The sequence below is a fragment of the Psychrobacillus sp. FSL K6-1464 genome (assembly GCF_038003145.1).
Taxonomy (GTDB): Bacteria; Bacillota; Bacilli; order Bacillales_A; family Planococcaceae; genus Psychrobacillus; species Psychrobacillus psychrotolerans.
This window is the reverse complement of record NZ_JBBOOP010000001.1, coordinates 3,181,608-3,202,848: the sequence shown is the minus strand read 5'-3', so window position 1 is coordinate 3,202,848 and position 21,241 is coordinate 3,181,608. Positions and strand designations below refer to the sequence as shown.

22 protein-coding genes are annotated in these 21,241 nt (G+C 36.3%); 18 read left to right on the top strand and 4 right to left on the bottom strand.

Going from position 1 to position 21,241, the window contains the following annotated elements; all coding sequences use genetic code 11:
• The first annotated feature begins 50 nt into the window (after positions 1-50).
• The 3 genes from MKX39_RS16260 (at position 51) to MKX39_RS16250 (ending at position 3,496) form a co-directional block, all read left to right on the top strand.
• Positions 51-506: a helix-turn-helix transcriptional regulator gene (locus MKX39_RS16260; RefSeq protein ID WP_340770507.1), complete on the top strand. Its 456-nt coding sequence runs from the start codon at positions 51-53 to the stop codon at positions 504-506.
• A 16-nt stretch (positions 507-522) separates the two neighbouring features.
• Positions 523-1,686, top strand: coding sequence for a PstS family phosphate ABC transporter substrate-binding protein (locus MKX39_RS16255; protein WP_340770505.1), 1,164 nt, complete (start codon positions 523-525; stop codon positions 1,684-1,686).
• 283 nt (positions 1,687-1,969) lie between these two features.
• On the top strand, positions 1,970-3,496 hold the full coding sequence (locus tag MKX39_RS16250) for a sensor domain-containing diguanylate cyclase (protein ID WP_340770502.1): 1,527 nt from the start codon (positions 1,970-1,972) through the stop codon (positions 3,494-3,496).
• Positions 3,497-3,544: 48 nt separating this feature from the next.
• Here the strand turns inward: MKX39_RS16250 and MKX39_RS16245 are convergent, their stop codons facing one another.
• The gene (locus tag MKX39_RS16245; RefSeq protein WP_340771492.1) at positions 3,545-3,988 is read right to left on the bottom strand and encodes a small multi-drug export protein; all 444 of its coding nucleotides are present in this window, start codon (positions 3,986-3,988) and stop codon (positions 3,545-3,547) included.
• A gap of 326 nt (positions 3,989-4,314) precedes the next feature.
• Between MKX39_RS16245 and MKX39_RS16240 the strand changes: the two genes are divergently transcribed.
• The 11 genes from MKX39_RS16240 (at position 4,315) to MKX39_RS16190 (ending at position 13,660) form a co-directional block, all read left to right on the top strand.
• Positions 4,315-4,515 carry a cold-shock protein gene (locus MKX39_RS16240; RefSeq protein WP_090568691.1) on the top strand — a complete coding sequence of 67 codons (201 nt, stop codon included), beginning with the start codon at positions 4,315-4,317 and terminating at the stop codon, positions 4,513-4,515.
• A gap of 206 nt (positions 4,516-4,721) precedes the next feature.
• Positions 4,722-5,321 (top strand): pyroglutamyl-peptidase I, encoded by a 600-nt coding sequence (pcp, locus tag MKX39_RS16235; protein ID WP_340763624.1) that lies wholly within the window; start codon positions 4,722-4,724, stop codon positions 5,319-5,321.
• A 95-nt stretch (positions 5,322-5,416) separates the two neighbouring features.
• On the top strand, positions 5,417-6,367 hold the full coding sequence (locus tag MKX39_RS16230; protein WP_340770500.1) for a hypothetical protein: 951 nt from the start codon (positions 5,417-5,419) through the stop codon (positions 6,365-6,367).
• Positions 6,368-6,589: 222 nt separating this feature from the next.
• Positions 6,590-7,105, top strand: a complete 516-nt coding sequence (locus MKX39_RS16225) for a hypothetical protein (protein ID WP_093538225.1) — start codon at positions 6,590-6,592, stop codon at positions 7,103-7,105.
• A gap of 168 nt (positions 7,106-7,273) precedes the next feature.
• Positions 7,274-7,474 (top strand): cold-shock protein, encoded by a 201-nt coding sequence (locus MKX39_RS16220; protein ID WP_090568691.1) that lies wholly within the window; start codon positions 7,274-7,276, stop codon positions 7,472-7,474.
• A gap of 269 nt (positions 7,475-7,743) precedes the next feature.
• Positions 7,744-8,382: a PAQR family membrane homeostasis protein TrhA gene (trhA, locus tag MKX39_RS16215; RefSeq protein ID WP_340770498.1), complete on the top strand. Its 639-nt coding sequence runs from the start codon at positions 7,744-7,746 to the stop codon at positions 8,380-8,382.
• Positions 8,383-8,676: 294 nt separating this feature from the next.
• Positions 8,677-9,084, top strand: a complete 408-nt coding sequence (locus MKX39_RS16210; protein ID WP_340770495.1) for a DUF2177 family protein — start codon at positions 8,677-8,679, stop codon at positions 9,082-9,084.
• Positions 9,081-10,868: a DAK2 domain-containing protein gene (locus MKX39_RS16205; RefSeq protein ID WP_340770494.1), complete on the top strand. Its 1,788-nt coding sequence runs from the start codon at positions 9,081-9,083 to the stop codon at positions 10,866-10,868. The genes MKX39_RS16210 and MKX39_RS16205 overlap by 4 nt, the downstream gene beginning before the upstream one ends.
• Before the next feature lie 15 nt (positions 10,869-10,883).
• Entirely contained in the window at positions 10,884-11,660 is a 777-nt protein-coding gene (locus MKX39_RS16200; RefSeq protein ID WP_340770491.1) for a DUF1295 domain-containing protein, read from the top strand.
• A gap of 109 nt (positions 11,661-11,769) precedes the next feature.
• Positions 11,770-12,837, top strand: a complete 1,068-nt coding sequence (gene rlmN / locus MKX39_RS16195; protein ID WP_340763617.1) for a 23S rRNA (adenine(2503)-C(2))-methyltransferase RlmN — start codon at positions 11,770-11,772, stop codon at positions 12,835-12,837.
• Between the two features lie 208 nt (positions 12,838-13,045).
• Positions 13,046-13,660, top strand: a complete 615-nt coding sequence (locus MKX39_RS16190) for an NUDIX hydrolase (RefSeq protein WP_093538232.1) — start codon at positions 13,046-13,048, stop codon at positions 13,658-13,660.
• Positions 13,661-13,755: 95 nt separating this feature from the next.
• Here MKX39_RS16190 and MKX39_RS16185 read toward each other — a convergent pair whose 3' ends face one another.
• Genes MKX39_RS16185 through MKX39_RS16175 form a run of 3 tightly spaced genes read right to left on the bottom strand, consistent with a single transcriptional unit; the run spans position 13,756 to position 16,441 of the window.
• A complete protein-coding gene (locus MKX39_RS16185) occupies positions 13,756-14,649 on the bottom strand; it encodes a glycine betaine ABC transporter substrate-binding protein (protein ID WP_340770489.1) in 894 nt (297 codons plus the stop codon).
• Between the two features lie 9 nt (positions 14,650-14,658).
• Complete coding sequence (locus MKX39_RS16180) at positions 14,659-15,312, bottom strand: ABC transporter permease (RefSeq protein ID WP_093538234.1); 654 nt, start codon at positions 15,310-15,312, stop codon at positions 14,659-14,661.
• The gene (locus MKX39_RS16175) at positions 15,305-16,441 is read right to left on the bottom strand and encodes a betaine/proline/choline family ABC transporter ATP-binding protein (protein ID WP_340770486.1); all 1,137 of its coding nucleotides are present in this window, start codon (positions 16,439-16,441) and stop codon (positions 15,305-15,307) included. The genes MKX39_RS16180 and MKX39_RS16175 overlap by 8 nt, the downstream gene beginning before the upstream one ends.
• A 592-nt stretch (positions 16,442-17,033) precedes the next feature.
• Between MKX39_RS16175 and MKX39_RS16170 the strand changes: the two genes are divergently transcribed.
• The 4 genes from MKX39_RS16170 to MKX39_RS16155 all read left to right on the top strand — a co-directional run bounded on the left by MKX39_RS16170 (position 17,034) and on the right by MKX39_RS16155 (position 21,240).
• A complete protein-coding gene (locus tag MKX39_RS16170; protein ID WP_340770485.1) occupies positions 17,034-17,942 on the top strand; it encodes a LysR family transcriptional regulator in 909 nt (302 codons plus the stop codon).
• A gap of 137 nt (positions 17,943-18,079) precedes the next feature.
• Positions 18,080-19,408, top strand: coding sequence for an LLM class flavin-dependent oxidoreductase (locus tag MKX39_RS16165; protein ID WP_340770482.1), 1,329 nt, complete (start codon positions 18,080-18,082; stop codon positions 19,406-19,408).
• A 45-nt stretch (positions 19,409-19,453) separates the two neighbouring features.
• On the top strand, positions 19,454-20,206 hold the full coding sequence (locus tag MKX39_RS16160) for an amino acid ABC transporter ATP-binding protein (protein WP_340770479.1): 753 nt from the start codon (positions 19,454-19,456) through the stop codon (positions 20,204-20,206).
• Positions 20,207-20,232: 26 nt separating this feature from the next.
• A complete protein-coding gene (locus MKX39_RS16155) occupies positions 20,233-21,240 on the top strand; it encodes an LLM class flavin-dependent oxidoreductase (RefSeq protein ID WP_340770476.1) in 1,008 nt (335 codons plus the stop codon).
• The last annotated feature ends 1 nt before the right edge of the window (position 21,241 follow it).

Here is a 21,241-nt window from a genome sequence, read left to right as displayed (position 1 = left end):
GTGTAAAATTACACTAAATAGAGTGAAAATTCATTTTAGAGGAGCCATATATGGATAAAGAATATGTAACACAGCTTATTTCCTTGCGGATTCGAATGGTTCGACTAGAAAAAGGTTATTCACAAGAAAAAATGGCGAGCATTATAGGTATCTCTAAGAAAACGCTTGTCCAAATAGAGAAAGAGAGAGTACTAGCAGGATGGACTAGTGTAATTGCAGTATGTGCATTGTTTCATGATAGTGAGATATTGCGGTCGGTTTTAGGGGATGATCCATTAGAAGTGATTGAAACAATAGCGCATGACGGCATAAATCGTCCGAAGGATAAATCAATGGGTGGACGTGTATGGTGGAAAGAGATTATTTCAAAGGGAGATTTCCGATTGCAACAAAACGTTATTAGTCAGCATTATCGTATTTTAGATGATAAAAATTATCGATGGTTTAGTTCGTTTGATGAAGAGGAAGCAAAAATTCGCTTAAGTGAACTAACTAAAAAAGAATAATAATGGGGGAAATGGGATGAAAGTAGAGTCTAAATCTGGGACAGTATTGGTTTCCATTTTTGCATTAATCGTATTGGTGTTCTTTGAAGGCTTCGGTGCGTTGTTTCTACTGCTTATGGGGAAAATCGATTATATTGCATTGCTTATAACTGTTGGATTGGTGCTATATCTACTGTTTGTGTTTAATTTACTTCATCTTTTTCAAACAAAAAAGCGGAAAGTTATTTTTGGTTCTATCGCAGGAGCAGCCATATTAGTCAGCGCCATTACTCCTATAAAAGATGCGTATACTCACTTGATACCTACAGTAGATGCAGAGGTGGATATAAGTAAGTACGAACCCTTTTCACAATTTGGTAAGGTTACTAAGTTAGAGGAGAAAGTGACACTTCAGCTAACTGATGATTTACCAATATTAGACGGGGCAACTGCACTTTATCCGTTATATGCGGCCATTGCAGAAGCGACATATCCAGAAAAGGTGTATCCTTCATACGATAGTGAAGTAATGGTGAGCACTACACAGTATGCCTATGAGAACCTATTTGATGGTACGGTAGATATGATTTTTGCTGCAGCACCATCTACAGCTCAAAAGGAAACTGCAGCGAAAAAAGGACTTGAGCTACAGATGATTCCTATTGGTCGAGAAGCATTTGTCTTTTTCGTCAATCAAAAAAATCCTGTAAATAACCTTACTTTAGAACAAATTACAGATATATATATGGGAAAGGTCACCAACTGGAAACAATTAGGGGGCAACAATGATGAAATACGGGCTTTTCAACGACCGGAAGACAGTGGCTCTCAATCTGCGCTTCAGTCACTTATGAAGGGAATGCCGCTTATGCAGCCACCTTCAAAGGATATAGTTACAGGAATGGGTGGTATCATAAATGAGGTGTCCCAATATAGAAACTATAAGAATGCAATTGGCTTTACATTTCGATTTTATTCCACCGAAATGGTCGACAATGATGAGATTAAACTACTAGAAGTAGATGGAGTGGCACCGACGAAAGAAAATATACGAGCAAATACTTATCCCATTACATCAGAGTTCTATATTGTTACAGCAGGAACGGAAAATCCCAATGTAAAGCCGTTAATCGAGTGGGTATTATCGGAGCAGGGGCAAGCACTTGTGGAAAAAGTAGGATATGTTCCATTAAAAGAATAGAAATAGGAAGTCGCAGTTTATATACTGCGGCTATTTTTATATGTATATTCATAACGTACATTGTTATTTCACCTAAACGACGCTTGATAGATTCTTTCATTAAGGTAATTCTATACGCCTATTAAATTAAAGATGAAATCTCATTTATAGAGACTAAAGGGTTATATTTTTAAAATATATGTGATATATAAGTCCTTTTAAAATATGTTTGACGTAGGTTTATTGGGGTATGTATGAGTGTATATAAAGCTTCCTTAATAGAGAGATAATGTGGAGGAAAAACATGAAACTAAAACATAAAGCTGTTGTTGTAGTCAGTATTACAATGATTCTATTAGTGACAATATTTTTGTCATTTTTAAGACCAGTACTTTTAAAAGAATCTAATGATTTAGATAGAGATACTGCCATAAGTGAAGTAAAGAGGATAGAGAATAATATCCAATCAACATTACATAATTTAGGGAAAATAAATAGAGATTGGTCCATTTGGGATGATACGTATGATTTTATGGTGGATCAAAATCCTCTATATATCGAACGAAACTTAGAATCTGAGACATTCGCTAACTTGAACATTAACTACATAATCTATATAGATAGTGAAAAAAAACCTAAATTGCAAGTAGGCTATGACTTAGATAACAAAAAAATAGTATCTCTGCAGAATGATTTCTATGAAGAATTTCTACCTGCTATTAAAAATGTAGAAAATACTAGTGAAGAATTGCTTGTAATGAGCAAGAATGGATTCTCACTGGCATCGTTTGAATCCATCTATCAAAGCAATGGAGATGGACCTTCTGTAGGTACTTTAATCATCGGGAAATATCTAGATGAACGTACCATTAATCGAATCGGAAAAGAGTTGTCGTTTGATTTGACGTTTCATGAAGTGCAGAACAATGAAAAAACGCAGGGACGGATTGGTGTTGAAGTCACAGGCGCCGATCAAATGCAAGGTTCGATTTTACTAAAAGACTACAAAGAACAGTCATTATTAGGGATAAGCTTTAATATGGATAGAAGCTTCTATATGGAGAAAAAGAATACAGTTTATAACATTGCAGTTTCTTTAGTAATTATAGGAATTATATTTGTTCTTCTTACAATTTTTCTGTTAGATCGTTTTATAATCAGTCGGATCAGTAACCTCTCCAAGCAGCTTCATTATATTCAAGCAGAAGGAAGTTTGAACTTGAGGATTCATGATAAAAAGAATCAGCACGACGAAATTTCCAAGCTTGAAAATTCTATTAATCAGGTTCTCTCTTCCCTTGAAGAGAAGCATGATGAAGTAATTCAGTTAGCGTTGTATGATCATTTAACTGGGTTACCTAACCGTTATGCATTTAAGAAAGAGGTAAGTAGACGAATGGATGCCTCAACGAATGAGTTAATCATTTTATTTGTTGACCTGGATGGATTTAAACAAGTGAATGATACATACGGTCATGAAATAGGTGATCAACTATTGAGAGAACTTTCGCAAAGAGTACAAATTATTGCAGCAGAAAAGAATGGATTGGTTGCTCGGTATGGTGGAGATGAATTTTTAGTATTATTCGATCAAATGAATGATCAGGAACTAGAAAGAATAGTTCAGCGACTATTAGAGGAAATAGGAAGGGAATACCAGTTTAATGCTATTAGTACACTTGTCACTGCAAGCATTGGTATTAGTATATATCCAAGAGACGGTACTACTATAGAACAAGTTTTAAAAAGTGCGGATACAGCAATGTACGAGGCAAAAAATAAAGGAAAAAATCAATATGTATGTTTCCATGAAATAAATAATAATGATTAAATAACGAAAACGGAACAATAATTAAATTGTGCCGTTTTCGTTATTTATCTATTCACGTACAAAAAAGTCAAAACCAAGGGACGTCGCAACACCAAATAATATTGCCCAAACCCCAATACTAATGGTCGACCATATCGTAGTTTTAAATTTAGATGCTCCAAGCGTCATGCCTATAAACGCGGCAACATGTGTACCGATTAAAATAGGTCCAAGCATGAGCATTCCAGGTAAACCGTATTTATCCCAAAGTGCTTTTGCGCGTTCACTTCTTTTGGATACTTTTTGTTCTTTTCCTTCATTTCGTTTGGCTAGCCATAGTTTAAATTTATCGTAGCCAATAATAAGGGCAAGTACTGTTACCATATTTCCTATAAAACCGACGATAATAACTGCTAAAGGATTTAACCCGGAGATAATCCCCAGAGGAATGACTAGTCCTAATTCAAGCCAAGGTATGGCTGCTCCCAAAAATACTAAGAAATAATTCACGATATATACACTTCCTTCCGTCCCTTAGTTACGATGCTGTATAAGAAAAGTTTCACTTTTATTACAACCTATTAATTCATATTATTAATAGCCTTTGATCAGACTACTAAATAATCCATATTTAGAGGGATTCTATCTTCCAAAAAAAAATTATCTAACTATTAATCATTTCAGTGGACAAATGCTTAATTATGTTATATAGTTAAGACAATAATTAAATTGCTTAGATAGAAACAATGAATTCACATATTACAAAAAGTAATCGTGAGTCTTCGGTAGCTTTTTGTAATATGTGAATTTTTTTATTCACCATAATGGAGGTTTTTTACATGACACAAGGTACAGTAAAATGGTTTAACGCAGAAAAAGGTTTTGGATTTATCGAGGTTGAAGGTGGAAATGACGTATTCGCTCATTTCTCAGCAATCCAAGGCGACGGATTCAAATCTTTAGACGAAGGTCAAAAAGTTGAATTTGACGTTGAAGATGGTCAACGTGGACCACAAGCAGTAAACATCGTAAAACTTTAATTCTTAGGAATTTTAAGTTAAGGTACTACTGTTAAAAAGAGATACTCTTTCGAGAGTATCTCTTTTTTTGTGTACTTTTTTAATTAAAGGAAAATTGAAAATTCAAATAGCATTATCTTTGGTAAACTATTAATAACTCTAAGTTGAAAGAATGAATTGAAAAGATATTTTAAAAAGTGTCACGATAAGAAATGGAGAGGTGAAGGATGAAAAAACTACTTTTGACTGGATTTGAACCATTTTTAGCATTTACAGTAAATCCGACCATGAAAATTGTAGAGGAATTAGACAAGTCGATATTAGGAGAATATGAAGTAACAAGCAGAGTTCTCTCAGTCGACTTTACGAAGGCGGGAGCTCAGTTACTACGTTATATAGAAGAGATAAAACCAGATGCCGTTATATCCTTAGGTTTAGCTGGTGGGCGTTATAAGATTACACCAGAACGCATTGCGATCAATGTGAAAGACGGTGCTGCAGACAACAATGGTCATATACCAGTAGACGAGTCAATACAGCTAGACGGAGATCCGGGTTACTTTTCGACATTACCTATTCGATTAATGGTAGACGAATTAACGAAGCAAGGACTTCCTGCTGCCATTTCGAACACAGCTGGTACATACTTGTGTAATAACGTCATGTACGAGGCTTTACATTATGCTAAATTGAACAATCTAAGCATGCCGTGCGGGTTCATCCATATACCAGCATCTCATGAATTAGCAATTCAGCATGGGAAAATTCCGAGTTGGTCTCATGTAGATTTAAAACGAGGGGTAGAAATTTGTATCGGAGTGCTATAAAAGTGATACCGCCAGCTATTATATTACTGAAAAATATTTTAGACAATTGAAACGTATATCCTACTAACTCGTATAAGAGGTAGGAGGGGATACACATGTGGGGTAAATTACAAGAACGTCAGGCAGTTTTAAAAACGGAAATTATAAATAGGGATAAGGTAAAAAGAAAGCACCAAACACTAACGGAACATTTAGAGGTCGCATTACATAAAAAGCAAACGTATTGGTCGCGTTTAAAAAAGGAACAGAAAGATGTGGAGAATCTTGACGGGTTTTCAATCTTGAAGGTAGTTCGAACATGGACTGGCAAGCAGGACGAGATCCGAGAAAAGGAATTAAGTGAGCTAGCTACTATAGAAGCGAAGTACAGAGAAATAGAAAAAACAGTGACAGATTTAGAACAGGATATAGTAGATATTGAAAGAGAGCTAGATCAAGCGCGCTGGAAATCTATTGATATGGAATGGGAAACGTTAATGAAAGAAAAAGAGGGATGGATATACGGGAACAAGCAGGTGGAGGCAGCTCGTCTCGACGAGTTATATGATCAAAAGACATTTCTTACATCAAGTAGCCGTGAAATAACAGAAGCAATATCTGCGGGGCATGAGGCTAAGATTGCCTTAAGAAGAGCCCTAAAGTCACTAGAAGGCGCAAAGGATTACTCTACTTGGGACACTTTTTTAGGTGGGGGACTAATTGCAACCTCTTTAAAGCATAGTAAACTGGATGAATCGGAAAATGCTATTCATGCTGCGCAACGTTATTTACAAAATTTTCAAACAGAACTGTTAGATATCCAACAAATAAATGCCGAGAACTTATCTGTTGAAAGAGATAGTTTTGTTACATTCGCAGATTATATATTCGATGATATCTTTTCTGCATGGTCCACTCATTCCAAAATTAATAACTCGATAGATCACATTAATGATACAATAAGCAGTTTGGAACATACAACTGTTCAACTAGAGGAACAGCTTAAAGAAGATCAAGATATGTTATATAATATGGGGATAGAAATTGCGAAGATAATTGAACAATAATATAGGTGAACCGAAAAGTACAAGTGCCAACGTCTGTCCGTATTGGCGATAAGATCTGTATAATATGACGAAATTGAGCGTTATCTATACTTATTTCTCGGGAAATAATTTGACAATTAACTTGTCTTTTAGACAAATGTTGGCATTGGCAACAGTATAATTTCATTTAACAGGGGCAAGTATAGGTAAAGCGCACGTAAATTGTTCTCAGGAGGAAAACCAATGTATGATCCAACTATTTTTGAAAATCTAAAAGTAGCATTTGAAAATCATGTATACGATTTAGATAATATAGAACGTAAGATAGATATTAAAAACCGAGTCGACCTCATGGACCTTTCCGTCATCGCGAGAGCTTTTAAGATTGAGTTTACTTTAGCTGACCAGCAGGATATAACAGCAGAAATAATCTTAGATGCATCTTTAGAAGATTTGGCAGGAGAAATCCTAGAAATAGGTAATAAAAATCTAGGGTGTACATTAGAGTTGAAGTTTATCAAAAATATACAAAATCCCGATCTACAATGTGAAGAAATTGAACAAGCGATTAATAACATTTGGGAGGACGATATATCGTTGACCCAAACGCTCAGCTTTGTATTTGGAACGGAATTATCAAGTTATAAAAACACTATAGAAGTGAAGTTTGATCAGAAGATTAATGAAGATCAAATAAGTGACATTTCTGTGTTCCTAGACCATGTTTTAGAGACGTTAGAAATATTATTTAAAATATAATAATCATTTCACTAGCTTTTTGCTGGGATGTGTTGTATAGTTAGGATAATAATTAAATTGCTTAGATAGAAACAATGAATTCACATATTACTAAAGGTAATCGTGAGTCTTCGGTAGCTTTTCGTAATATGTGAATTTTTTTATTCACCATAAATGGAGGTTTTTTACATGACACAAGGTACAGTAAAATGGTTTAACGCAGAAAAAGGTTTTGGATTTATCGAGGTTGAAGGTGGAAACGACGTATTCGCTCATTTCTCAGCAATCCAAGGCGACGGATTCAAATCTTTAGACGAAGGTCAAAAAGTTGAATTTGACGTTGAAGATGGTCAACGTGGACCACAAGCAGTTAACATTGTAAAACTTTAATTCTTCGGAATTAATTAAACATAGTTAGCAAAAAAGACATCCTTTCTAAGGGTGTCTTTTTTTGTGCATTTTTTTATTGTTAATGGAAGAAAATAGCTATTCCAACTAAGCGAGCGTAGTGAACTGAGATCTTATTAATATGGCTAGAATTGTATTGTTTTTACCTTAAGTTTGACTCATTATTAACATCTAGAACACATGTTATCAGATTTTTTTAAAGCAAAGTGATAGTATATAAAGAAAGAACTTAGATATAGGATGTGCAAAATATGAGCAATACACATATATTTTCAAAGCGTGAAGAGATAGCTAATGCAATCATTCATGGGATAGGGGCTATTTTTAGTATCGCCGCGCTTGTCATACTAATCGTATCTTCTGCCATGCAGGGAACAGCTTGGCATGTCGTAAGTTTTACGTTGTTTGGTTCGTCGATGGTCCTATTATATTTGTCTTCCACACTTGTCCATAGTTTTCCGGCAGGACGTGTAAAAGATTTCTTTGAGATTATGGATCACTCCGCTATCTACTTTTTTATAGCTGGAACGTATACCCCTTTTTTATTTCTTGCTATTAAAGGTACGTTGGGTTGGACATTGTTCGGTATCGTATGGGGGCTTGCAATTGGGGGCACCGTGTTCAAAGCATTTTTTGTGAAACGTTTTTTACATACTTCGACCTTATTATACGTCGTAATGGGTTGGTTAATGGTATTTGGATGGAAACCCCTTCTGGAGAATGTATCATCACAAGGACTTATACTGCTAGCTATAGGTGGTATCTTATATACAGTAGGAGCAGTTTTCTATGTTTGGCGGGCTTTTACTTATCATCATGCAGTTTGGCATGTATTTGTACTTGCAGCGTCTATTCTCCATTTCTTCGCAGTTATGACGTTGTTGCCGTAAAATATTAGGGAAAATTAAAAAACAAGGTAGAGTTGCCGGAGTTTAATTCCGGCAGCTCTTTTTTGGTTTGATCATTCTTCTAGCTGGAACGTAAAATGATTCTAGCTTATTCCTCCTCTTATCATTTCACTTGTAAGTATGTACAACTTGTATAACCTTCGGCCATGTAAACCAGTCGTTATTGTATTAACTATCACATTTAAGGTTATACAAAGTATTGACACAAGAGAAATAGAATGTTATTTTTAATTTAATAGAAGTTCGTAAACTGGAATCTTTAAGGAGGTTAAGAGAATGTATTTAAAAACTTATGTAGTAACAATTATTGTGTTTTTCTTAATAGATATCATATGGCTCGGTTTTATTTCTAAAAATTTATATCAAGAAAAGCTTGGACATCTGATGAAAGCGGATGTGAATTGGGTAGCAGCGGGTCTGTTCTATCTATTATTCATAGCCGGTTTAATATTCTTCGTGATCAATCCCGCACTTGCAAAGGATAGCTGGAAGTACGCGCTTTTAGCTGGTGGATTCTTTGGAATGATTGCTTATGCAACATATGATATGACAAATCTTGCAACCTTAAAGGATTGGCCAATTCAAGTAACTATATTAGACATTATTTGGGGAACTTTATTATGTGGTGTCACATCGATGATTACATTCTTCGTCATAAGTTATTTCGGAGGTGCAGAAGGATGACCATACAATATATGAATAGTGAAAAGTTATACTTTGGCTTTTTAGCGGGTGCCCGTGAGGTTATTAAACAAAAGCACGACCTCAACAAAATCAATGTATTTCCAGTAGCTGACGGAGATACTGGTACTAATCTGGCATTCACAATGAATGCCATCATTGAAGAAGCAAAAGTACAAAGCTCTGCTAAAAGAACGATGGAAACCATTGCGGATGCTGCTTTAGTTGGTGCTAGGGGTAATTCTGGTATTATCTTTGCACAATTCATCAATGGTTTATATATGGGGTTAGAAGATAAAGAGGAAATCTCCATTAAAGGATTTTCTCACTCCGTAACTAGTGCAGTATCATACGCACACAAAGCAATTTCCAATCCAGTTGAAGGAACGATGATTACAGTTATGCGTGACTGGGCAAATTCCTTAGATACATTAAAGGATAAAGCAACAGATTTTACAGAAGTATTCACAAAATCAATGATTATCGCTATGCAATCATTGAAGGATACTCCAAATAAACTAAAGATTTTAAAAGACGCTTCCGTCGTCGATTCAGGAGCAAAGGGTTTTATCCATTTCTTAGAAGGGTTTGGGCACTTCATTCAAACGGGGAAAAGCAATGAAACATCCGTTGGGAAAGAAGAAAATATTATCCCACTTGAACATACTCATACACATGATAGCCCAGATTTAAGTCACAGGTATTGCACGGAAGCACTTGTAAAAGGAGAGAACTTGGATTTAGATCAGATTAGACAGACTCTAAGTGATCTCGGGGATTCGTTAATAGTTGCAGGAAATGAACATAAAATACGCATTCATATTCATACAAATACACCAGCAGATTTGTTTCATCGATTAAAAAACTTCGGACAGATTATTCAACAAAAAGCAGATGATATGCAAAGACAATATGAAGCAGGTCATGCAAGAAAGCATAAAATTGCACTTGTAACAGATTCCATAGCAGATCTACCAAAAGACATTATGGACAAACATCAAATACATATGATTCCATTGAATCTGATTGTGGATGATAGCAATTACTTAGATAAACTAACGATAAGCCCTTCCTATTTATATGAGTTAATGGATAAGGGAGAAAATTATCCAACATCTTCGCAGCCAACCCGTAAAGCGGCGGAGGATTTCTTGAACTTTGTTTCTACAAACTATGATTCTATTGTCGTTGTAACAGTATCGAATCGAATGAGTGGGACATTTGAAACGATTACTAAAGCAGCACAAAAGCTACAGGACGCCGGGAAAAAAATTGCAGTAATTGATTCCAAGTCGAATTCGGCAGCGCAAGGACTAATCGTTTTAAAGGCAGCGGAATCCATTGAAGCAGGTAAGTCTTTTGAAGAGGTAGTGTATCAAACGGAAAAAGCTGTACAAAACACGAAAATTTTTGTGCATGTTAAAACGCTAAAATATATGGCAAGATCTGGTCGCATCAATAAGATAACAGGGATGGCAGGCAAATTATTAAATCTGAAACCAGTTGTTTCGATTGATGAAAATGGAGAGGGCATCATCCTTGGTAAAGCTCTAAGTGATAGTTCTAGCAAAAAGAAAATGCAGGCACTTGTAAGCAATATAGCACAAAGTAAAAATATAACAGGTTACTCTATCGTACATGCCGATGCTGAACAACAAGCAAGGCAATATGCGAAGGAATTCAGTTTATTAATTGGAAAAGAGCCAACATATATCACTAATATTTCATCTATTGTTGCGATGAATGCAGGGGTTGGCTGCGTAGCAATTGCTTTAACAACAGAGTAAGGGGGGATGAGGAATATGAACATTTATATCGAAATATTACTAGTATTATTGGCATTTTTCTTTGTCGTATTTTTAATTGGGCAAGTTAAAAAGAATAATGGTTTAGTAGATATTGCATGGGGACTAGGCTTTGTTATTGTTGGGGTTTATAGCTTTTTTGTAAGTGAATTTCAATCAGAACGTGCAGCAGTCGTTACAATTTTAGTGGCCTTATGGGGACTTCGTCTAGCGTACTATTTATTTCGTAGAAATTGGAGTAAAGATGAAGATTATAGATACGTGAATATGCGCAAACGTTGGGGTACGACTAAATCGAAGTACGTGAAGATGTTCTTGAATGTATATCTTCTTCAGCTTATCCTACTGTTTATCATTGCACAGCCCATCATAACGGTCAATAAATCCTCGGAAATGGGATTAGGCTGGTTAGATTATATTGGGATAGCAATATGGATTATTGGATACATTTTTGAAGTAGTAGGTGACAGTCAGCTTAAAGCGTTCATAAACAAACCGGAGAATAAAGGCAGACTGATGAAATATGGATTGTGGAAATACACACGCCACCCAAATTACTTTGGAGAAGCAACGATGTGGTGGGGGATTTTCATTATCTCGCTATCCGTTCCAAATGGTTGGATCGGTTTTTATAGTCCGCTAATTATTACATTACTATTGCTCTTTGTATCAGGAGTTCCATTACTTGAGAAAAAATACAAAAAACATCCGGAATGGGCGGAGTATGAAAGAACAACTAGTAAATTTATCCCAATGTATTCCAAACAAGTTTAAAGTTATTGACGGACTATTCTGGATGTACCTTTCTGTTCTCTGTTTTATACTTCAAATGTTATAATGAAATTTAAATGTTTAGAAGCAGAATTTAGAGAAGAGGATAGTTATGAATAAAACATCTATATATGGATTAACATTAGATCAATTAATAGAGTGGCTTCATGAACGTGGCCACAAAAAGTCTCGAGCGTTACAGGTTTGGAATTGGTTATATAGAAAGCGTGTTACGAATTTTGCAGATATGACAGATATACATGAAGAATGTATTCAATTATTGCAAGAACATTATACGATACAAACCCTTACGGAACATGTAAAGCAAGAAGCAGCCGATGGAACGATGAAGTTTTTGTTTAGGCTGCAAGACGGCAACTTGATCGAAACGGTTATGATGAGACATAAATATGGTATTTCCGTTTGTGTGACGACGCAAGTAGGCTGTAACATCGGCTGTAGCTTCTGTGCGAGTGGCTTACTTGCAAAGAGCCGCGATTTATCAAGCGGAGAAATCGTCGAACAAATTATGAATATTCAACTGCATCTAGACCAACTGGAGCAAAAAGATGAGGTTAGTCACATTGTCGTGATGGGAATTGGAGAGCCGTTTGATAACTTTACAAATCTGTTAGACTTCCTAAACGTCGTAATCGATCATAAAGGACTCGCAATAGCTGCTAGAAAGATAACTGTTTCTACGAGTGGTATTGTCAATAAAATTTATGAATTCACGGATACGAAAATTCCAGTAAATCTAGCTATATCCTTACATGCACCAAACAATGAGCTACGTACTAGAATTATGAAGATCAACCGTGCCATGCCAATTGAAAAGCTAATGGAATCTCTAAAATACTACTTATCAAAAAACAATCGAAGAATTACGATTGAATACATCCTACTGAAGGACGTAAATGATACGAAGGAAGTAGCTGAGGAGTTAGCCGATTTACTTCATGACATAAAAGATCAGTTATATGTCAACTTGATACCGTATAACCCTGTCGATGAACATAGCCAGTATCAAAGAAGTGAACAAGCATCTGTATTGTCGTTCTATGATACGCTGAAAAAGAGAGGCGTCAATTGCAAAATTCGTCAAGAACATGGAACAGACATCGATGCTGCGTGTGGTCAGTTGAGAAGTAAGCAAATGAAAAAGGAAAAAGTACGGTAATTAGCGTATTAACTTTTGATAGTATTAGCTAGGATATCACTTAATAAGCACTCAGTTGGATTTTCATCAAGCTGAGTGTTTTTTCTATGTTATTTAATTGGAAAAAGGAAAACTACATCTTTATTTGGCGAAAGATGGCATTTATTTTATGGACAGCAATTTTAATGTTACGATAATAGAATAATACTAATGTTGGGGGAGAGATTCTGTGTTTTTGGATAAGCTGAAGAAGGAGCTAAATGATAAGCAACCGCTTTTTATAGGAGAGGAAACGGCACTACGTTATGCCGTTTTAATACCCCTAGTACAAGTGGATGGCGAATGGCATGTGCTATTCGAGGTGCGCTCATTAACGATGAGAAAGCAACCAGGGGACATCAGTTTTCCAGGTGGTCGAATCGATCCAACAGACGCATCTCCAATGGAAGCGGCAATTCGAGAAACCCATGAAGAGTTAGGTGTCGATCCAACATGCATCAAGGTGTTGGGGCAGATGAGTGCATATATTGCCTCTCCATCATTTGTTGTCTACCCATTTGTGGCAACGATCGACCATCACGAAATCGAATCCTTTAACAAAGACGAGGTCGAAGCGGTATTCACGATCCCCGTTAACTGGCTTTTAAATCATGAGCCCTATATGCATACAGTTTCTGTACAGCCAATGCCTCCGATGGATTTCCCATACGACAAGATTTTCAACGGAGACAAATATCAATGGAGACCTCGTGCAATTGAGGAATGGTTTTACGAGTATGGAGAGTATACAATTTGGGGTCTGACAGCTAGGGTATTGAAGCATTTTGTGGAGACGATAAAATAAACGGCTCCCTGTGTAGGACACTATTCTGAATAGTGCCCTACACAGGGGACATATAAAACACCGATTCCCAAAAGGAATCGGTGTTTTCGACACATCTATTCTTTGCTGATAAATCCAGCTTCTTGAAGGAATTCTTTAGCTACAAGTTCAACCATCTGTCCTTCATTGTCTACTTTAGCATTCATCTCTTGCATTGCTGTTTCATCAATTTTACCTGCTAATTCAAGGAGGACTTCGCCAATTTCAGGGTACTGTTCCAATACCTCTGTTCGAACGAGAGGAAGAGCATGATATGGTGGGAAATAACCTTTGTCATCTTCTAACACACGTAAATTATACATTTGTAGCTGACCATCCGTTGTATAAGAGTTAATAACGTCTACCTCTTTAGCATTGATGGAGCGATACATAATCCCGTGATCCATTCCCTTTACATCCTTGAACTGAAGTTCGTATTCTTTTTGAAACCCTGGTAAACCATCAGGACGATCGATAAATTCAAAAACCGCGCCGAGTATAAAATCATCGGAAACTTTTGCGAAGTCACTAAATGTTGTTACTCCCAATGATTCAGCCTCTGCTTCATCAAGGGCTAATGTATACGTATTGTTAAAACCAAAAGATTCAAGAGCAGTAATACCATCAGCTAAAACTAACTCTTTTGTCTTTGCCAACGTTTCATCGGCATTACCGGTAGTTTCTTGATAATAGTTAATAACGATCGTACCAGTATAGTCTGGAATAACATCTATTTTTCCATTTAACATAGCAGTCCAAACGACATTAGATCCACCAAGGTTTTCTTTATAAGTTACATTAATACCTGTTTTTTCTTCGATTAATTGGCCCATAAGATTAGAGAGAATGATACTTTCCGTATTGTTTCTAGACCCTATTATTAAGGCATCCTCTTCTTTGAATATACAGCCTGATAGTGTAGTAACTAAAAGAAGTAGTGCTAAACATTTAATAAAAGTTTTTTTCGTCATATGATCACCTTATTTTAACCCTTCTGGCGTCGTCCAACGTTCTAGATAAGTAAAGAAAATTTCTAAAATTATCGCTAATAACGCCGCTGGAATAGCACCTAGTAAGATTAAACCGTCTATACCACGAGTAATCCCAAGGAAGATGAAATCTCCAAGACCACCAGCACCGATAAACGCTGCAAGTGTAGCAGTTCCGACATTAATAACAGCGGCAGTACGTACACCGGCCATAATCATTGGAATCGCAAGAGGAAGTTCTACTTTTATCAACACTTGAAGACTTGTCATACCCATACCCTTCGCAGCTTCTACTGTTGCTTTATTGACATCTTTAATACCGGTATATGTGTTTCTTATAATTGGAAGAAGAGAATACAGAAATAGAGCAGCAATTGCTGTATTTACACCAATACCGAAAATAGGAATCATAAAACCTAATAGTGCTAAACTCGGGATGGTTTGCATAATTCCCGCACCACCAAGTACTACTGTTGATAGCTTTGGAACACGTGTTATTAAAATTCCTAAACCAATCCCTAGGACAATTGCGATTAGCATAGAGAAGAAAACTAATTGTATATGAACAGAAGTTGCTTCTAGTACCTCTGACCATCGCATTTCTGCTTGTTGCATAAACTGTTCCCATATATTTAAATTATTCATTTATACCCTCCAATTCTGTCCACTGACTGGACAAAGCAGTGAGTAATGTCCCACGAGTCACTATTCCAACTACTTTTTTTGCTTCATTTAAGACAGGTATAACCCCGTATTTAACACTTGGCATCATCATAATTGCATCTCTAGCTGTCGCTGTTATGGTCAAGGTATGTTCAGGTACTATTAGGATTTCTTCGATTGACTGAATCGAATTCATTTTTTTTATTAATTCATAGGCAGAGATGAGCCCAACGAATGAATCATCCAGATCATCTTCAATAATTAAAGAAGTAATTTTTTGTTGACGCATCATTAATAATGCTTTTTCAGGAGAGAGATTAAGTAAAGAGGTAACAACTCTTGTTGTCATTACACTGACCACAGGCATCAGTTCTGGGTTTTGTATAATTCTATCCTTACCGATAAATTCCTCGACAAAGTTGGAAGCAGGTTCTTGTAATATTTTCTCTGGAGTATCTATTTGGAGTAAATTTCCGTCTTTCATAATCGCAATACGATCCCCAAGCTTTAACGCCTCATCCATATCATGTGTCACAAATACAATTGTTTTCTTTAGTTTTCTTTGCAAAGTTATTAATTGGTCTTGTAGTTGATCACGAGTTATAGGATCTAATGCACCAAACGGCTCATCCATGAGAAGGACACGAGGGTCAGATGCCAGAGCTCTTGCCACACCCACACGCTGTTGTTGTCCTCCCGAAAGTTCTTTGGGATAACGACTACCGTACACTTCAGGGTCAAGGTCAACCATTATGAGTAACTCTTTCACTCGAGCTTTAATCTTCTCTTTGTCCCAGCCTTTTAACTCTGGAACAATTGCAATATTTTTTTCTATCGTGTAGTGGGGGAAAAGTCCGATTTGTTGAATAACATATCCAATATTACGACGTAGTTCGGAAGGATTTAACTTCGTAATGTCCTTTCCATCAATAGATATAGTCCCATTAGTATGCGGTATCATTCGATTAATCATCTTCATTGTGGTTGATTTTCCAGAACCACTAGGTCCGATAAGAACTAAAAACTCACCTTCTGGGACTTCAAAACTTACTGAATCCACAGCTTTAAAGCCATCTGTATATACTTTGCTAACATGTTCGAATTTTATCATAAGTACCTCCTTGGTTAATAATTATTTAAATAGAAAATATTTACATTAATTTGGCGCACAAAAAAAGGACTACCTACAATTCCTTTGGGAAAGTGAGGCGTCTCTATGCCATTGCTAAGACATACAGCTAATGTTTACAAATGTGATTTTACCAAAATGATAACTACCTTTGACGAGAGAAGTAAATAGCAATTGGTGCTGAACTTGTGATCAGCATAGAATGGTTTCACGTAGAATGTGAATAGAAAAGTGATGGGAGAAAATCGTCTGGTTTTTTAGAATAAAATCATTTATATAAATATTTCCTTTATTAAGGGTAACACTATTTTCCTAGTTTTGCAAAGTAACTTCCAATTAGTTGCCAATTTATTGTGTGAGGATTAGTGCAAGATAGGGGTATATTGACTATTAAAATTGTTTAACCTAGCAAGATGTCCGAAAATGATGATCAATACTTACATAATGCTTGTCACTGTGGAATTTCTCCATCTTTAAATTTATAAATCCTACTTTACCAGTTGGAATTGTTGAATTATTATAATGAATAAGATATTTAGTAAAAAATATAGAATATGAGAAAGAGGTAAGGATTATGAATATTGACCATCTGGAAGCTTTTATGTATGTAGTGCATTTAAAAAGTATTCATAAAGCAGCAAATGCCTTATTTTTATCCCAGCCAACGGTTACTGCTAGGATAAAAACGTTAGAGAGAGAACTAAGTACAGAATTATTTACAAGAGAAGGGAGAGGACTACTACTCACAGAGCAAGGTAAAGCATTCATTCCATATGCAGAAAAAATTATACAAACATATAAAGAAGGAAAGAAACAAATGAAAGGGCGCAATGAACAGGAAGAAATTATCATAGGTGCTAATGTGATAACAGCGCAGTATTTTATCCCATTTGCCTTACCATTGTGGAAGAAGAGAAATCCAGATATCCATTTCAAGTTTGTATCAGGAACAAATGATATGCTACTAGAAAAAATACTAAATAGAAAAGTAGATATAGGTTTTATTCGAAACTTATCTCACGATGATTTGCAAACATGCGAAGCACTGGATAATTCCGTAAAGCTTATTGTATACCCTGGTCACCCACTTTTACTTAAGCAGAATATAACAGTTAGTGTCTTGGTAGAGGAACCACTCGTGTTTTTCGAATGTGGAGCGTTTGACTGGAATCGAGTACATAAATTATTTGAGGTGGAGAAAGTAGAGCCTAAGATTGAATTTCAAGTAGATCATTTGGAGGTTGCTAAGTCTATTATAAAAAGTAAGTACGCCATAGGTTTTTTACCATACTTATGTGTAAAAAAAGAGCTAGAAAATGGCGAGTTAATGGAGGTTGATGTATCGAATTTAATACAAATAAAACAACATGTATTACTTGCTTGTATGCAAGATGACATTGTTAGGTCTTCAATTTGGCTTGATATAGAAGCATCTTTAAAAGCATTCCAACCAATTGATAGAATTTCCCTATCAAAACTATAAATTTTTCTATCAGATAAACTATTGCTTTAGTTGAGTAGAAGATGATAGGATAATACTCATTACAAATGTCAGATTATTCTTATTGTTTAACTCGGATTTAAAATTTGGGTAATCTGCTTAAAATGGGAGGTATTCATATGACGAACAAAAGACAGATTAAGTTCGGTGCTATCATTCATGGGGTTGGAGGAAATATTTCTGGTTGGAGACATCCAGAAGTACAAACAAATGCTAGTGTATCGTTAGACTTTTATAAGCAGCAGGCACAAAAAGCAGAGGAGGGTAAGTTTGATCTTGTTTTTATTGCAGATGGACTATATATAAATGAAAAATCTATTCCTCACTTTTTAAATCGTTTTGAACCATTAACTATTCTATCTGCACTTGCAGCAGTAACTTCTCATATTGGGCTTGTTGGTACTGTATCGACTTCTTATAGTGATCCATTTACAATCGCTCGTCAATTTGCCTCACTCGATCATTTAAGCGGTGGTCGTGCTGGATGGAATTTAGTAACAACTCCTTTAGAAAGTACAGCGTTAAATTACAATAAAACAGTTGAACAACATCCCGATCATGCAACAAGGTATAAAATTGCGGAAGAATATTTAGAAGTAACAAGAGGTCTTTGGGATTCATGGGATGATGATGCATTCGTAGGGAATAGAGAAAATGATATTTTCTTCGATCCTACTAAGCTACATCAGTTAAACCATAAAGGAAAATATTTTTCTGTACAGGGACCGCTAAATATTGGCCGTTCCAAACAAGGGCAGCCTGTTGTTTTCCAAGCTGGATCTTCTGGAGCAGGGAAAACGTTTGCGGCAAAAGGGGCAGATGCTATATTTACTGGGCATCCAACACTTGAAACTGCTCAGCAATTTTATACAGATGTGAAAAAGCAGGCTGCAGAATTTGGACGAAATCCAGATCAGTTAAATATTTTTCCAGGGATATCACCTATCATCGGAGATACAGAGGAAGAAGCAGAAAGAAACTATGAAGAGATTGCTAATTTAGTATCTATCGATAAAGCATTAGCATACTTAGGACGTTATTTTGAACATCATGATTTCTCTCAGTACCCATTAGATGAAGCATTTCCTGACCTTGGTGAATTAGGTAAAAACAGTTTCCAAAGTCATACAGATCGCATTAAACAGAAAGCAAAGGAGCAAAGATTAACGCTTCGTCAAGTTGCTTTAAGAGAAGCTACTCCTCGATCAGAGTTTATCGGCACACCTGAAAAAATTGCTGACTTAGTACAAAAATGGTTTGAGCAACGCGGAGCAGACGGCTTCATAATTGCGACACAGGTACCTCATACACTTGATGTTTTTGTAGAAAAAGTTATTCCATTATTACAGCAGCGAGGCTTATATCGTGAAGAGTATGAGGCAGATACATTAAGAGGTAATCTTGGACTTCCATTTTTAGAAAGTCGTTATGTGAAGGAATTAGTCTAGATTCGAGATTATATGCTTAATGATGAAACAAGAAGGAGGGATAAGATGATTGAAATCTCTAATCTCCATAAGAAATTCGGAAAAAATGAAGTACTAAAAGGAATAAATATCCAGGTGAACAAAGGAGATATTATCTCCATTTTAGGACCTAGTGGCTCAGGGAAAACGACATTACTGCGATGCCTCAATTATTTAGAACGTCCAGATGAAGGTATTATAACGATAGATAATGTCACCATCGATTCTCATAAAGTTTATAAGAAGGATATCTATAATATAAGAAAAAAATCAGCAATGGTCTTTCAAGGCTATAACCTATTTCAGCATAAGACGGTTATACAAAATGTGATGGAAGGTTTAGTCATAGTACAAAAGAAGAGTGTAAAAGAAGCGCGTGAAATTGCATTAGAGATGTTGAAAAAGGTTGGTTTAGAAGAAAAAATTGATAGCTTTCCTCTTCAGTTATCAGGGGGGCAGCAGCAACGTGTAGGAATTGCCCGGGCACTTGCACTCAATCCACAAGTTATCCTGTTTGATGAACCAACGTCTGCGCTTGACCCTGAGCTTGTAGGGGAAGTACTAGATGTTATTCGTAAAATTTCCCATGAAGGGATTACGATGATTATCGTTACCCATGAAATGAATTTTGCACGAGAGGTTTCTAAACGAGTTATCTTTATGGACGGGGGTGTAATTGTGGAAGAAGGGAATCCGCGAGATATATTCACAACTCCTAAGGAAGAACGTACGAAACAGTTTTTAAAGAGAATGACACCAGCATTAGAGTATTCCATCTAGAAGTAGCCTAAATAGGAGGGAAGTAGATGAGTTATAAATTAGGGATTTTAGATCAAAGTCCAGTTATAGAAGGGGTATCCAACTTTGATACATTACAAAAGACGGTAGACTTAGCCAAAAAAGCAGAAGAGTGGGGATATGAACGATTTTGGGTTTCGGAGCATCATAATGCAGACTTAGTCGCTGGTTCATCTCCGGAAGTATTGGTTTCCTACCTCCTTGCTAAAACATCTAGCATTCGAATTGGTTCTGGTGGCGTTATGCTCCAACATTATAGTCCTTATAAAGTAGCAGAAAACTTTCATGTTCTATCTACATTAGAGCCTGGAAGAGTAGATTTAGGAATTGGTAAAGGTCCAGGTGGATTACCCCTTTCAACCAAAGCACTACAATACGGTAAGGGAAATACAGGGGAGGATTTTGAGTATCGTTTAACATTTCTTCAGCAGCTACTCAATAACTCTGTCCCAGAAGCACATGAATTCGCGGGTATAAAAGCAACCCCTACTCCCCCAACAAAACCACAAACGTATTTGTTGGGAGCGAGTGTAGAAAGTGCAAAGCTAGCAGCAGACCTTAGAATTTCCTTTGCATTCGCACAATTCTTCAATAGCGATAAGAACGTTTTAATAGAAGCAGCTAAAACGTATCACAACAATTATCCGGGAGGAACTTTTATCGTTTCTGTAGCAGTCATTGCGGCACCGACGGAAGAAGAGGCAAAAACGCTAGCCGGCAAGCAAAAGGTCGTAAAGGTTTTTTTAGCAAGTGGCCGCAGATTAACGCTACAGAATGTTGAACAAGCAGAAAAATTCGGCAAAGAATCTGGCGAAGCGTATGAAGTAAAAGAATTTGACGCTGATATTATTTCTGGAACTCCTGAACAAGTGAAGTCTAGCTTGGATGAGTTACATGAATTATATGGAGTAGATGAGTTTATCTTGCATACCCCAGTACCTAGTCCTGAAGAACGTTTACGCTCGTTTAAATTATTAAGCCCTAAATATATAAACCAATTAGCAATCTATTCATAAA

Bases quoted from the DNA above. Each gene is read 5' to 3' on its own strand.
- MKX39_RS16260 (WP_340770507.1), top strand. From the start codon at position 51: ATGGATAAAGAATATGTAACACAGCTTATTTCCTTGCGGATTCGAATG.
- MKX39_RS16255 (WP_340770505.1), top strand. From the start codon at position 523: ATGAAAGTAGAGTCTAAATCTGGGACAGTATTGGTTTCCATTTTTGCA.
- MKX39_RS16250 (WP_340770502.1), top strand. From the start codon at position 1,970: ATGAAACTAAAACATAAAGCTGTTGTTGTAGTCAGTATTACAATGATT.
- MKX39_RS16240 (WP_090568691.1), top strand. From the start codon at position 4,315: ATGACACAAGGTACAGTAAAATGGTTTAACGCAGAAAAAGGTTTTGGA.
- pcp (WP_340763624.1), top strand. From the start codon at position 4,722: ATGAAAAAACTACTTTTGACTGGATTTGAACCATTTTTAGCATTTACA.
- MKX39_RS16230 (WP_340770500.1), top strand. From the start codon at position 5,417: ATGTGGGGTAAATTACAAGAACGTCAGGCAGTTTTAAAAACGGAAATT.
- MKX39_RS16225 (WP_093538225.1), top strand. From the start codon at position 6,590: ATGTATGATCCAACTATTTTTGAAAATCTAAAAGTAGCATTTGAAAAT.
- MKX39_RS16220 (WP_090568691.1), top strand. From the start codon at position 7,274: ATGACACAAGGTACAGTAAAATGGTTTAACGCAGAAAAAGGTTTTGGA.
- trhA (WP_340770498.1), top strand. From the start codon at position 7,744: ATGAGCAATACACATATATTTTCAAAGCGTGAAGAGATAGCTAATGCA.
- MKX39_RS16210 (WP_340770495.1), top strand. From the start codon at position 8,677: ATGTATTTAAAAACTTATGTAGTAACAATTATTGTGTTTTTCTTAATA.
- MKX39_RS16205 (WP_340770494.1), top strand. From the start codon at position 9,081: ATGACCATACAATATATGAATAGTGAAAAGTTATACTTTGGCTTTTTA.
- MKX39_RS16200 (WP_340770491.1), top strand. From the start codon at position 10,884: ATGAACATTTATATCGAAATATTACTAGTATTATTGGCATTTTTCTTT.
- rlmN (WP_340763617.1), top strand. From the start codon at position 11,770: ATGAATAAAACATCTATATATGGATTAACATTAGATCAATTAATAGAG.
- MKX39_RS16185 (WP_340770489.1), bottom strand. From the start codon at position 14,649: ATGACGAAAAAAACTTTTATTAAATGTTTAGCACTACTTCTTTTAGTT.
- MKX39_RS16180 (WP_093538234.1), bottom strand. From the start codon at position 15,312: ATGAATAATTTAAATATATGGGAACAGTTTATGCAACAAGCAGAAATG.
- MKX39_RS16175 (WP_340770486.1), bottom strand. From the start codon at position 16,441: ATGATAAAATTCGAACATGTTAGCAAAGTATATACAGATGGCTTTAAA.
- MKX39_RS16170 (WP_340770485.1), top strand. From the start codon at position 17,034: ATGAATATTGACCATCTGGAAGCTTTTATGTATGTAGTGCATTTAAAA.
- MKX39_RS16165 (WP_340770482.1), top strand. From the start codon at position 18,080: ATGACGAACAAAAGACAGATTAAGTTCGGTGCTATCATTCATGGGGTT.
- MKX39_RS16160 (WP_340770479.1), top strand. From the start codon at position 19,454: ATGATTGAAATCTCTAATCTCCATAAGAAATTCGGAAAAAATGAAGTA.
- MKX39_RS16155 (WP_340770476.1), top strand. From the start codon at position 20,233: ATGAGTTATAAATTAGGGATTTTAGATCAAAGTCCAGTTATAGAAGGG.